The organism is Janthinobacterium saanense, from assembly GCF_014200675.1.
Taxonomy (GTDB): Bacteria; Pseudomonadota; Gammaproteobacteria; order Burkholderiales; family Burkholderiaceae_D; genus Janthinobacterium.
Genome location: NZ_JACHCI010000004.1, coordinates 335533 through 347329 on the forward strand (window position 1 = coordinate 335533; position 11797 = coordinate 347329).

Here is an 11797-nt window from a genome sequence, read left to right on the forward strand (position 1 = left end):
GGCGATGCGGCTGTCGCTGCTGGCCAGCCAGGTGGAGCCGCACTTCCTGTTCAATACACTGTATGGCGTGCGCGCCTACCTGGGCGTGATCCATAGCCGCTTGCCGCGCCTGGCTTTTCGCGTCGACTGCGCCGACGACTTGCGGCACTGCGCGATACCACCGCTGATGCTGATCTCGCTGGTGGAAAACGCTGTCACCCACGGCATCGAACCGAAGAAGGGGGCGGTGGAGATAGTCGTGAACGTGGCCCGGCGCCAGTCCGAAGGGCAGCAGCAATTGCTGCTGACGGTGGCCGACGATGGTGTCGGCTTTGGTGGCAGCACGGGCGGCAATACCAGCGGCAGTGGCATAGGTCTCAGTAATATCCGCGAGCGGCTACAGCATTTGTATGGCGGCCAGGCCAGTCTTAGCTTGACTACCCGCGACGGTGGCGGACTGCAAGCCGGTATCGTCTTGCCGCTGCAAGCCTTGCCAGGAAAGGATCATTAGATGCCGACCGCTATCATCGCCGACGATGAAGACCTGCAGCGTGGCGACTTGCGCCGCCTGCTGGCGCAAGCCTGGCCCGAACTGACGGTTATCGCCGAGTGTGAGGATGGCAGCGATGCGCTGGCCGCCATCGCCGAACACCGGCCGGATATTGCCTTTCTCGATATCCGCATGCCCGAACTGAGCGGTCTCGATGTGGCGCGCGCCAGTGCAGGGCGCTGCCGCGTGGTGTTTACCACGGCCTACGACGTGCATGCGATCGAAGCCTTCGACTTGGGCGCGCTCGACTATCTGCTCAAACCCATCACGCCACAGCGCCTGGCCCAGACCGTGGAGCGCCTGCGCGGACAACTGGCGAGCGGCGCCTCGATGCCCGATTTGCTGCGCATGATGAGCGAGGTGGACCGGCACTTGCGCGCGGGTGCGCAAGCCGAGCGCATACGCTGGATCAGCACCAATGCCGGCAGCACCATCAAGATTTTCCCGATTGAAGAAGTGCTGTTTTTTGATTGCGACAGCCGCTACACGCGGGTCGTCAGCGCCAGCGATGAAGGCCTGGTACGCACCACGCTCAAACAGTTGCAGCAAGGCCTGGATCCGGCCCTGTTCTGGAAAATCCACCGCAGCACGCTGGTGGCCGTGCGCGCCATCGCCGACGCACAGCGGGACGAGCTGGGTAATCTCACGATCCAGTTGCGCGGACACCCGGAGCAGCTGAAAGTGAGCCAGAGTCATGCCTGGCGTTTCAAGAGCGATGTCTACCTGGGATAGGCTCGGTTCTTGGGCCATCCCATCGCGATACGGATACAGCTCGTCGCCTCAGTGCAGAAGCCGATTCCCCATTCATTTCGCTACGATGTTCCTGGCCGCCAATCAGGCGTCGGACACTTTGAAATGAATGGAATACAGTATGTTGACAATACAAACCCGGCAATTTATCGATCAATGGAACGCCATTTCCAATCAGGTGGGAATGGCCCTGGTGAACCCGGCGGATGCCGGCGCCATGGCGGCGGTGCGCGCGGCGTATAACGCGGTGCTGGCGCAAAACCTGCCGCCAGAGGGTGTCACGGTGGAAGCGGTCACGCTCGGCGGCGTGCCGGGTCTGCTGATAGTACCGGAACACATCACCAGCGACGCGGTGGCCGTCTACATTCATGGCGGTGCGTACCTGGTGGGTGACCCGTCGTCGTATCTGGGCATAGGCGGCAACTATGCCAAGGCGCTGGGGACCAGGGTGTATTTGCCGGCGTACCGGCTGGCGCCCGAACATCCTTTTCCTGCCGCGATAGATGACACGCTGCAGTTTTATGCGGGCTTGCTGGAGTCCGGTATCGCTGCGCATAAAATCGTGCTGATTGGCGAGTCGGCCGGTGGCGCGCTGACGGTGACGGCCATGGTGGCGGCCAGGCAGCAAGGCTTGCCGCTGCCGGCTGCTGGCGTGGCGATTTCGCCGTGGGCCAATTTGCAGCATACGGGGGCATCGATGGTGACGCGCGATGGCGTCGATCCAACCGTGTCAAAAGCGGGGCTAGCTATCATGGCGGGCTTTTTCCTGGCTGGCGCGGCGGCCGATGCACCGCTGGCCTCGCCCGTGTTTGCCGATGTAACAGGGCTGCCGCCCATCATGATACAGATCGGCGAATCGGAAGTCATGCTCAGCGACGCCTTGCGCCTGGCGACCCACCTGGCCGAAAGCGGCGTGCGGGTGACCCTGGAATCCTGGCCAGGCATGTTCCACGCCTGGCATTTCCTGGCCGCGCATCAGCCCGAATCGCAGGCGGCGCTACAGAGCAGCGTGGCCTTTATTGCCAGCGCGCTGGACGCCGCCGCTATTGTTTGACGGGGCAGTCAGGCCTGCAATCAGCGCCGGCCTTCAGCGTGCCAGTCCACGGCGCCAGGCGATGGCGTAGTTCAACTTGCCTTTCTTGCCCGTCAGCTCATCGAGTTCTTCGTGGTCGACCTTGTCCATGGCACCCAGGGTGGCGGCGCTCTTGCCATTGCTGACGATGGCGTTCTTGTCGAGCGCTACCATCGCCTGCGCGGCCGCAAGGATGGCCGCGCTATAGCTGGCGCCATCGTTCAACTGATAGTCGCTCAGGCTCACCACCTTGCGCAGCCAGTCGGCCCAGTAAAATTCGAGGAATTCCGCCGCTTGCGACGGCGGCTCGTAGCCGATCTCGCGCGTGAAATACACGAGGGCGCGGTAGGGATCGTCACCCAGTGAGCCCAGGCCTATGCTGGCTGGTAATTGCTGTGGCGTGATGGGGCGGTTCTTGCCATCTTTCAGCCAGACCTTGTTTTCCTGCTCCATGCGGGACCAGAAGGCCGGCTCGCTGAGCTGGCTGTAATTGTCGCTGACCTTGACCCATACCTTCAGTTGGTGGTTGCGGCCATTGTCCGCATCCCAGAAGGTCGACAGCGTGTGGTGGCCATCGGTCAGATAGAGTTTGCCCTGCGGGCCGATGACGACGGTTTTCATATCCTTGGGACGGCTGCCGACCGCTGCCTTGCAGCGGTAGCCGGGCGGTGGCGCGCTCAGGGTGGCGCCCGCCACGTTGGCCGTGCCGGGCAACACATCGCCCTGGCCATTGGCTACGCACAGGTCGGAAAATTTCTTGGGTTTTTCGATGTCGGCGATGTGTTTTTCTTCGGTCGCATAACGGCCCAGCTTGTAATACACCTGGTCGTAGCCGATGGCTGGCTGCGTGGGGTGCAGTTCAGCCAGGCTCACTTGCAGGATGCGCGGATGGGCCGCGTTGCCGACCACGGTGGCCATCAGCGCCTGCTGGCGCGCGCTCAGCGGCGTATCGTCGCGGGCGGCTGCCGGCGCCAGCAAGGCCGCCTGGCATGCCAGGGTGAACAGCAGGGTAAGGCTTGCTCGCTGGTACATGCTCATGCGGTGCCCCTTTATCAGGTGATCAGGTCAAGAGATCGCTGGGTACGCGCGGCGAGGACATCAGGTCGCGAAAGGCCGCCCAATGTGCTGCACGCGTATTGCCCTGGCGCTCGACATAGGCTTTTGCCATGTCTTGCCCCAGATTGTAATTGATGACGTAGGCGCCCATTGCATCGTAGAACTGCAAGCGCTGGGCCGATTTTTCGGCTGGATACAAACGCACGTTGACCAGCCATTCCAGCGCCTCTTCACGAGTCAGTGTGCCTTGCAGATACTGGCGTGCGATATCGTTGTCCGCATAACTGAGTTTGGCCAGCAAGCGGTTCAGTTGCGCGTAGCGGGGCGCCAGCGCCGGCTCCAGGCCGGCCAGCGGATACAGCACCTGCTGCTCGAAAGCCAGTCTTTCCTCATCCGTAAAACTCAGTTCGATACCGTAATTGGCCGTGCCTTCGGCGATCAGCGATTGCGGCGAATACAGAGGATAGATGCAATATTCTACCCAGCCCTTGCCGCGCACCAGATCGCGTTCCAGCAGCACATTGTAGACGTGGTGGCCGGGATAAGCTTCGTGGCAGCCCAGGTCGACGGCACGGTCGATGTACACGGGCAGATCCGTGTTGATCTGGATCACGCTTTGATAGTTGCCCTTGTACCAGTTATAGCCGCTCCATGGCTTGTCGCTGACGAATTCCAGCACAAAATCTTCTTCTTCCGGCAAGGCGATATGCTGCAAGCTGCGTTCGCGTCCGGCGCGGATGGCGGCGTCCATCACGGCGCGCAGCTTGTCTGCAGGAATGATGAGCTGGGCGCGGAAAGTGTTGACACGCTCGCTGACAGTGCCTGCGCCCGGCAGCAGGGCGTCGATCTCGGTCACCAGGTCTGCATAGTAGGCGCGCTCGTGGTGGGGAGAGACGGCGTCGTACAGGCGCGCGCTCTCCTCGTCAAAACCCAGTTGATTACCTTGAAGCATTTCTACCCGGGCCAGCAGCGCAAGCAATTGCTTGGAAAGGTTCAAGGCACGCAGGGCCAGTTCCTGTGGCAAGCCGTCACGTGATGGTAGATATGCCAGCGCTGCCTGCGCCTTGGTGGCGAGGTCTGCCAGAGTCAGTTGCTGCGCTGTGGCCTCGGCTTGCCAGTCGGGCGGGCCGTAATAGGCGTCGACATAGGAAGCGTCATGCTGGCCCATGGCCAGTACCAGTTTGACGTAGCGTTCGGCTACGTCGGCTATATCAGCGATTGCGTTCAATGCGGTGTCCTTTGAGGTAGCCAGGGCCATGCTGGCGCTGTTGGCGCAGACAGTATAGAACACTGTGGAACCGGACTGTGCTTGCCATGCAGATATTGTGCCAAAGCACCTTGATATGGATCAGCTGTGCGCCGTCTTCTCTGCCGTGGCGAGCTATTTGGCTGCAAGATGGGGACTGCATCTGATTTCTATATTTTTTCCTTGATGTTTTCTCGTTTATGGACGAATATTGTGTATCAGCTCCGTCATTATCTGAATCACAGCGGCAAGGACATGTACACGGACTGGCTGCGGCGGCAACGCGACAACACTGCCCGACTGGCCGTTATCCGCCGCGTATTGCGGGTGGCAACGGGCAACCTGGGGGATCATCAGTTTTGCCGCGATGGCGTCTGGGAATTGCGCATCGATGTGGGGCCCGGTTATCGCGTGTATTACGCCTTGTCCGGTCCACACCTGATTTTACTGCTGTGCGCTGGCGACAAGCGTACGCAATCACACGATATTGATCAGGCTTGCCTGTACTGGCGGGACTGGAAGGAGAGAGAACATGAGAGACAGAGGGCATGACGAGGCGATGGCTGAGCTGTATCACGACGATCCTACATTCGCCGTCGAACTGATCAACAACATCCTGATGGATGGCGAACACGCCGAACTGCTGATCGTGCTGCGCCAGCTCACCACCGCCTTTGGCGGTGTGCAAGCGGTGGCGGAAGCAGCCGGGCTCAATTCCACCCAGCTCTACCGCACCTTATCGAGCGAGGGCAATCCCTCCTTGAGCACCATCACGGCAGTCCTGCGCGCCATGGGGCTGCGCCTGGCCGTGCAGCCAGCGCACACCCAGGCGGCTTCAGTGGCTTAAAACTCGATCAAAACTCAATGACACGCCGCTCGCGCATGGCCTGCGTCATGGCCAGGCCGATGCGTGTCGCTTGCGTGGCGTCGTGCAAGGTCAGCGATAGCTGGCGCTTGCCCAGGGCCGCGTCCGTGAATTCCTGCGCCTCGATTAAAAAGGCGTCGGCGAAGCGGGCGTAGAAGTCGGGCGTGCACTCATTACGCACGCCATGCGCATCTGAAATGTCTACCCGGTTCAGGCGTGGATTGCTGCCGACTGTCAAGCGTCCTGCCGTGCCGAATACTTCCGTCAAGGTTTCATGGCCATGCGCCATGGTGCGCGAGGCCATGAAGGTGGCCATGCTGCCATCGCTAAACTCCACCGTGGCCAGGCCATTGTCCACGTCGCCAAAAGCTTGCAAGCCCGTGTGGATGGCATTCGTGCCGCTGGCATAGATGCGGCTCGGCACGGGATTGCCCAGCAGCCAGCGCGCCAGGTCGATATCGTGCACGCTGCAATCGAGGAAAATGCCGCCGCTGGTAGGCGCAAAACGCATGAAGGCGCCGCTGGGGTCGTTCTGGTCGCAGGTTTGCGAACGCACCAGATACGGTTTGCCGATCAGCCCCTGGGTAATTTTTTGCTGCGCATCGTGGTAGCTGGCGTCAAAGCGGCGCACGAAACCGATCATGGTGGCCAGCTGCGGGTGGCGCGCCGCTTCCGCTTCCACCTTCAGGCAGTCGGCCAGGTCCAGTGACAATGGCTTTTCGCAAAATACATGCTTGCCGGCGCGCAAGGCGGCGATGATTTGCTCCGCATGCAGGGAAGTGGGCGTGACGAGGAAGACGGCGTCCAGGCCCGGGTGGGCCAGCAGGGTGGTGTAATCGGCATAGCCACTGGCGATGCCCAGGGTGCTGGCGGCCCAGTCCAGTTCAGCGGGTACGGGGCTGCAGGCGGCGACCACTTCGGCGTTCGGCACGCGCTGTACCAGGTTGATGGCATGGCGCTGGCCCAGCCGGCCCAGGCCGGCGATGCCCACGCGTAATTTCGGTGATGACATGGTGTGTCTCCAGTATTTTTTATTGTGTTTTTACAGATTCACTACGCGTTGTTCACGCCATGAAATCGTGGCCGCTTCCGCCAGTTCCAGCGCTTTCAAGCCATCGTGCACGGTGGTGCGCAGTGGCGTGCCATTCGTCAGGGCATCGAAAAAGTGCGCCATTTCCTGCGCGTAGGCGACACGGTAGCGTTCCAGGAAAAAATCTTCCGGCTTGTCCACGCTGACGTTCTCGACGCCGTAGGCGGTCACTTCGGTCGGCTTGTGGTTGCCCGCTTGCAGCATGCCTTTGCTGCCCAGCACTTCGAAGCGCTGGTCGTAGCCATAGGCGGCGCGGCGGGTGGTATTGATCTGGCACAAGCGGCCCTTGGCCGTGCGGATGGTCACCACCGTGCTGTCCAAGTCGCCCGCTTCGGCAATCGCCGGGTCCACCAGGCAACTGCCGGTGGCGTGCACGCTGACGGCTTCATCGTCGAGTATCCAGCGGAAGATATCGAAATCGTGTATCAGCATATCCTTGAAGATGCCGCCCGATACCTTGATGTAGCTGACGGGCGGTGGACCCGGGTCGCGGCTGGTGACGACCAGCATTTCCGGCGTGCCGATTTCGCCGGCCTCGATGCGGCGCTTGACAGCGGCAAAGGTCGGATCGTAGCGGCGCTGGAAGCCCAGCATGCACAGCACGCCAGCTTCCTTGACGGCGGCGGCGCAGGCGCGTGCGCGGTCCAGTGTCAGGTCGACCGGTTTTTCGCAAAAGATGGCTTTGCCGGCGGCCGCCGAGCGCAAAATCAGGTCGGCATGCGTGTCGGTGCTCGACGCGATCACCACCGCTTTGACGGCCGAGTCGGCCAGCGCCGTTTCAATGCTGGCGCTGCTGCCGCCATGCTGGGCGACCAGCGCGCCCGCTGCTTCCGCGTTGACGTCAACCACGTACTTGAACCGGACGCCGGGCTGCGCGGCCAGGTTGGCTGCGTGGATCTTGCCGATACGTCCGGCGCCAAACAATGCTACTTCAATCATCATGTTCTCCTGGGTGATGGATTTCTTCGATGTCGAGCTCTAGTTTGTAGGCCAGCGCGATGAATAGCGCCTGGCACAGGCAGATGGTGCTGGTCAGCGAACGGAAGGCGAAAGCGCTGCCCTCGGTGACGGTCAACAGCGCGTCGGCGCTGCGCGCCAGTGGCGCGAGCTTGCTGTCGGTAATCACCAGGACTTTGGCGCCCTTGTCTTGCGCCACCTTGATGCACTGCTGGGTTTCCTTGCCGTAAGGCGAGAAACTGATGGCGATCGCCACATCGCGGGGGCGGATGCTGCGCATCTGCTCGCGGTGCATGCCGCCCAGTCCGGAAACCAGGTGGGCGCGCTTGTCCGTGTGTTCGAGGGCGTAAGCGATGTAGGAGGCGATCGGAAATGAGCGGCGCACGCCGATCACATAAATATTTTCTGCTTTCAGCAGCAGGTTGACGGCCGCTTCCAGCTGCGCATCGTCCAGGCTCGCGCCCAGGTCATCGAGGCCGGTACTGCTGGCGGCGATGAACTCGCGCGTCAAATCGCCTACGCTCAGGGCGGCGTCGCGGGTGGAAATGAGTTTGCGGATGCGCTGCTGGTAATCGGGCGTGGCGCCAGCCTGGTCGGTGTAAGCCTGGCGGAACACATCTTGCATTTCGGAAAATCCCGAATAACCGAAGCGCTGCGCGAAGCGCACGATGGCCGACGGCTGCACGTCGCAGGCGGCGGCGATGTCGCTGATGCGTTCGAGCATCAGGCTGGCGCGGTGTTTCTCGATGTATTGCGCGATGACCTTCAATTGGCGCGACAGGCTGTCGTACTCGGCGGCGATATGCTGCATCAATTGTTCGATGGGGGCGGTTGCTGCCATGGTTCTTCCTTTGTGCTTGCGTGGCCGCGATGGATGGTGGGATGCGGCCGGTTCTGGCGAGAATTATAGGAGCGAATTTTAAAAATAGAAACGATTTTCTATTTAATTTTTTTTTGAAAATTCCATTGCATTTGTTTTTTTTGTGGCCTAAGCTGTGCGCAGTGCATCGGTCTTGCCGGTTTTTTGGCGCCTCCGGTGACACGCTATAAAGCTGGCAACTATAAAAATTAATCCTTCAAGGAGACATTCATGCAAAGCAATAAGCGTAAGGGAATACTCAAGAGTCTAGCCATCCTGAGCCTGGGTCTGGGCCTGACTCTGGGCATGGGGGCCAGCCAGGCGGCCGGTGAGAAATTCGTGCTGATCAGCCATGCGCCCGACTCCGATTCCTGGTGGAACACCATCAAAAATGCCGTCAAGCAAGCAGGTGAAGATTTCAATGTCACCGTTGACTACCGCAATCCACCGAATGGCGACCTGGCCGACATGGCGCGCCTGGTCGAGCAGGCAGCAGCGCGCAACTACGATGGCGTAATCGTCAGCATTGCCGACTTCAGCGTGCTGCAAAAACCGCTGGGCCTGGTGGCCGCCAAGAAAATCCCTTTTATTACCATCAACTCGGGCACCCTGGCGCAAAGCGAGCAGCTGGGCGCCGTGATGCACGTGGGCCAGCCTGAATACGAGGCGGGCAAGGGCGCCGGCGAAAAAGCCAGGGCGGCTGGCATCAAATCGTTTGTGTGCGTCAATCACTACGCCACCAACCCATCGTCGTTCGAGCGCTGCCGTGGCTTTGCCGAAGCGATCGGCGTCGATTTCAAGGCGGCCACCCTGGATGTGGGCGAAGATCCGACCACCATCGAAAGTAAACTCAGCGCTTATCTGCGCAACAACCCGAAAACCCAGGCCGTGCTGGCGCTGGGCCCCACCTCGGCCCATTCCTCGTTGAAAGCGCTGGAAAAAATGGGACTGAAAGGCAAGATCTGGTTTGCCACCTTTGACTTGTCCGATGACATTTCCAAGGGCATCAAGGATGGCAGCATCCAGTTTGCCATCGACCAGCAGCCCTATCTGCAAGGCTATATCCCGGTCGCCGTGCTGGCCATCATGAAGCAGGACAAGACTACCGACCTGGCCAAGGTGCGCGAAAAACTGATGAATAATCCCAAGTTCAAGGCACGCCTGGCGGAATACGGTTTGACGCCATCGTATGGCCCGCGCCATATCGGTTCCGGTCCTGGTTACGTGACCAAGGACAATATTGCCAAGGTCGAGAAGTACGCCGGCCAATTCCGCTAATCGGCCAAGCAGCAACTTTCCATTCATTGCAGTAACGACGTTGTCCCCGCGCGCAGGCCAGTTCTGCCGGCGCGCGGGTGCTGCCGCCCGCGATTTCCTACTCACCAGGCTGGCAGCTTGCTATAAAACAAGGGAGACATAGCATGAGTACCGTGAAATTAAGCGTGGAGCAGGGCGGCGTGGCCGCAGCCGGCACGCCGCCAGTCCAGTCCGTCACGGACGAGCGCGTAGGCCAGGTCAGCTGGATCAAACGCCTGTTCAGCCGGCCAGAGTTTGCCTCGATCTCGGGCGCCATCCTGGTCTTCGCTTTCTTCATCCTGACGGCCGGCGATTCCGGCATGTTCAATCTGGACGGCATCATCAACTGGGCGCAAGTGGCCGCCTACCTGGGCATCATCGCCATCGGCGCTTGCGTACTGATGATCGCCGGTGAATTCGACCTGTCGATCGGCTCCATGATCGGCTTTGCCGGCATGATGATCGCCATCCCGTCCGTGTATTTCCACTGGCCCGTGTGGGCCGCGGTTTTGTTTGCGTTTGCCGGTTCGATGGCGCTGGGCTGGCTCAATGGCTACCTGGTCATCAAGACGCGCTTGCCTTCCTTCATCGTCACCCTGGCTTTCCTGTTCATCTTGCGCGGCCTGACCCTGGCTTTGTCGATCATGTTTGCCAACCGCACCATCGTCAGCGGCATCGGCGACCTGGCGGCCAACGACTGGCTGGCCATGACCCTGTTCCATGGCGAAGTGGGTACCTCCTTGTTTGCCTGGATGGCGAAAGCGGGCTGGATCACCGCGCTCGACAATGGCGCGCCGCTGGTCAAGGGCATACCCAAGGTCATCGTCTGGTGGGGCGCGCTGGCGCTGGTGTCCGGCTTCGTGCTGGCCCGTACCCGCATCGGCAACTGGATTTTCGCTGTCGGCGGCGACGCCAACGCGGCCAAGAATGTGGGCGTGCCCGTGAAAACCATCAAGGTCTCGCTGTTTGTCTTCACGGCGTTTTGTGCCTGCCTGTTTGCCACCTTGCAAGTGTTTGACGTGGGCTCGGCTGCTGCCGACCGTGGCTTGCAAAAGGAATTCGAAGCGATTATTGCAGCCGTCATCGGCGGCGCCTTGTTGACGGGCGGCTATGGTTCCGTGGTCGGCGCCTGCTTCGGCGCGCTGATCTTCGGCGTGGTGCAGATCGGCATCACTTACACGAATATCAATTCGGACTGGTTCCGCGTCTTCCTCGGCGTGATGCTGCTGATTGCGGTGCTGTTCAACAACTTTATCCGTGCCCGCGTCACGGAAGCGAGATAAGCCATGAGCGACTACATCCTTGCGCTGGAAAATATCAGCAAACGTTTCGGCTCCGTGATCGCCCTGCAAAACGTCACTTTGCGCTTGAAACCCGGTGAAGTGCATTGCTTGCTGGGTGACAACGGCGCCGGCAAGTCGACCCTGATCAAGACCCTGGCCGGCGTGCACCGGCCAACCACGGGGCAATATCTGGTCGATGGCCAGCCCGTCAGCTTCAACTCGCCCAAAGAAGCGCTGGACCTGGGCGTGGCCACCGTCTACCAGGACCTGGCGCTGGTGCCGCTGTTGTCGGTGGCGCGCAATTTCTTCATGGGCCGCGAACCGATCAGGAAAATGTTTGGCGTCCTGCCCGTGATGGACATGGAATACGCGGCCACCACGGCGCGCGACAAGCTGGCCGAAATGGGCATCATGGTGCGCGACCCGCACCAGGCCGTGGGCACCATGTCGGGCGGCGAACGCCAGTGTCTGGCGATTGCCCGCGCAATTCACTTCGGCGCCAGAGTGCTGATCCTCGACGAGCCGACGGCCGCGCTGGGCGTCAAGCAATCGTTCAACGTCCTGAAACTGATCTACAAGGCGCGCGAGCGGGGCTTGTCCGTGATTTTCATTACCCACAATGTGCACCACGCCTACCCGGTGGGCGATTCCTTCACCTTGCTGAACCGGGGCAAGTCCCTGGGCACTTACACCAAGGAAACCGTTACCAAGGATGAAGTGCTGGACATGATGGCCGGCGGTGCAGAAATGCAGACGCTGATGAATGAACTCGATGGTGTCACGATCTAAGGATA

The 11797-nt window shown here is 60.6% G+C and carries 13 protein-coding genes; 8 read left to right on the forward strand and 5 right to left on the reverse strand.

Annotated elements, in window-relative coordinates:
- Window positions 1–4 precede the first annotated feature (4 nt).
- The 3 genes from HDE72_RS08680 to HDE72_RS08690 all read left to right on the forward strand — a co-directional run bounded on the left by HDE72_RS08680 (window position 5) and on the right by HDE72_RS08690 (window position 2333).
- The gene (locus HDE72_RS08680; protein WP_183738978.1) at window positions 5–490 is read left to right on the forward strand and encodes a sensor histidine kinase; all 486 of its coding nucleotides are present in this window, start codon (window positions 5–7) and stop codon (window positions 488–490) included.
- Window positions 491–1261, forward strand: coding sequence for a LytR/AlgR family response regulator transcription factor (locus tag HDE72_RS08685; RefSeq protein ID WP_183738981.1), 771 nt, complete (start codon window positions 491–493; stop codon window positions 1259–1261).
- 139 nt (window positions 1262–1400) lie between these two features.
- The gene (locus HDE72_RS08690; RefSeq protein ID WP_183738984.1) at window positions 1401–2333 is read left to right on the forward strand and encodes an alpha/beta hydrolase; all 933 of its coding nucleotides are present in this window, start codon (window positions 1401–1403) and stop codon (window positions 2331–2333) included.
- A 33-nt stretch (window positions 2334–2366) separates the two neighbouring features.
- On the opposite strand, the gene HDE72_RS08695 is transcribed toward HDE72_RS08690, so the two are convergent.
- Together HDE72_RS08695 and HDE72_RS08700 are read right to left on the reverse strand one after the other, a co-directional pair.
- A complete protein-coding gene (locus tag HDE72_RS08695) occupies window positions 2367–3389 on the reverse strand; it encodes a ParB/Srx family N-terminal domain-containing protein (protein ID WP_183738987.1) in 1023 nt (340 codons plus the stop codon).
- A 22-nt stretch (window positions 3390–3411) separates the two neighbouring features.
- Entirely contained in the window at window positions 3412–4635 is a 1224-nt protein-coding gene (locus HDE72_RS08700; protein WP_221291202.1) for a hypothetical protein, read from the reverse strand.
- Between the two features lie 126 nt (window positions 4636–4761).
- Here HDE72_RS08700 and HDE72_RS08705 point away from each other — a divergent pair, with 126 nt between their 5' ends.
- Both HDE72_RS08705 and HDE72_RS08710 read left to right on the forward strand, forming a co-directional pair.
- On the forward strand, window positions 4762–5205 hold the full coding sequence (locus HDE72_RS08705) for a type II toxin-antitoxin system RelE/ParE family toxin (RefSeq protein ID WP_311735277.1): 444 nt from the start codon (window positions 4762–4764) through the stop codon (window positions 5203–5205).
- Window positions 5186–5500 carry a helix-turn-helix domain-containing transcriptional regulator gene (locus HDE72_RS08710; RefSeq protein ID WP_183738994.1) on the forward strand — a complete coding sequence of 105 codons (315 nt, stop codon included), beginning with the start codon at window positions 5186–5188 and terminating at the stop codon, window positions 5498–5500. The genes HDE72_RS08705 and HDE72_RS08710 overlap by 20 nt, the downstream gene beginning before the upstream one ends.
- Before the next feature lie 7 nt (window positions 5501–5507).
- Here the strand turns inward: HDE72_RS08710 and HDE72_RS08715 are convergent, their stop codons facing one another.
- Genes HDE72_RS08715 through HDE72_RS08725 form a run of 3 tightly spaced genes read right to left on the reverse strand, consistent with a single transcriptional unit; the run spans window position 5508 to window position 8406 of the window.
- Entirely contained in the window at window positions 5508–6530 is a 1023-nt protein-coding gene (locus tag HDE72_RS08715) for a Gfo/Idh/MocA family oxidoreductase (protein ID WP_183738997.1), read from the reverse strand.
- Window positions 6531–6560: 30 nt separating this feature from the next.
- A complete protein-coding gene (gene iolG / locus HDE72_RS08720; RefSeq protein WP_183739286.1) occupies window positions 6561–7547 on the reverse strand; it encodes an inositol 2-dehydrogenase in 987 nt (328 codons plus the stop codon).
- On the reverse strand, window positions 7540–8406 hold the full coding sequence (locus HDE72_RS08725) for a MurR/RpiR family transcriptional regulator (RefSeq protein WP_183739001.1): 867 nt from the start codon (window positions 8404–8406) through the stop codon (window positions 7540–7542). The genes iolG and HDE72_RS08725 overlap by 8 nt, the downstream gene beginning before the upstream one ends.
- Window positions 8407–8655: 249 nt before the next feature.
- Between HDE72_RS08725 and HDE72_RS08730 the strand changes: the two genes are divergently transcribed.
- The 3 genes from HDE72_RS08730 (at window position 8656) to HDE72_RS08740 (ending at window position 11792) form a co-directional block, all read left to right on the forward strand.
- The gene (locus tag HDE72_RS08730; protein ID WP_183739004.1) at window positions 8656–9702 is read left to right on the forward strand and encodes a sugar ABC transporter substrate-binding protein; all 1047 of its coding nucleotides are present in this window, start codon (window positions 8656–8658) and stop codon (window positions 9700–9702) included.
- A 143-nt stretch (window positions 9703–9845) separates the two neighbouring features.
- Entirely contained in the window at window positions 9846–11003 is a 1158-nt protein-coding gene (locus HDE72_RS08735) for an ABC transporter permease (RefSeq protein WP_221291203.1), read from the forward strand.
- 3 nt (window positions 11004–11006) lie between these two features.
- Window positions 11007–11792 carry an ATP-binding cassette domain-containing protein gene (locus HDE72_RS08740; protein ID WP_183739007.1) on the forward strand — a complete coding sequence of 262 codons (786 nt, stop codon included), beginning with the start codon at window positions 11007–11009 and terminating at the stop codon, window positions 11790–11792.
- Window positions 11793–11797: the final 5 nt, after the last annotated feature.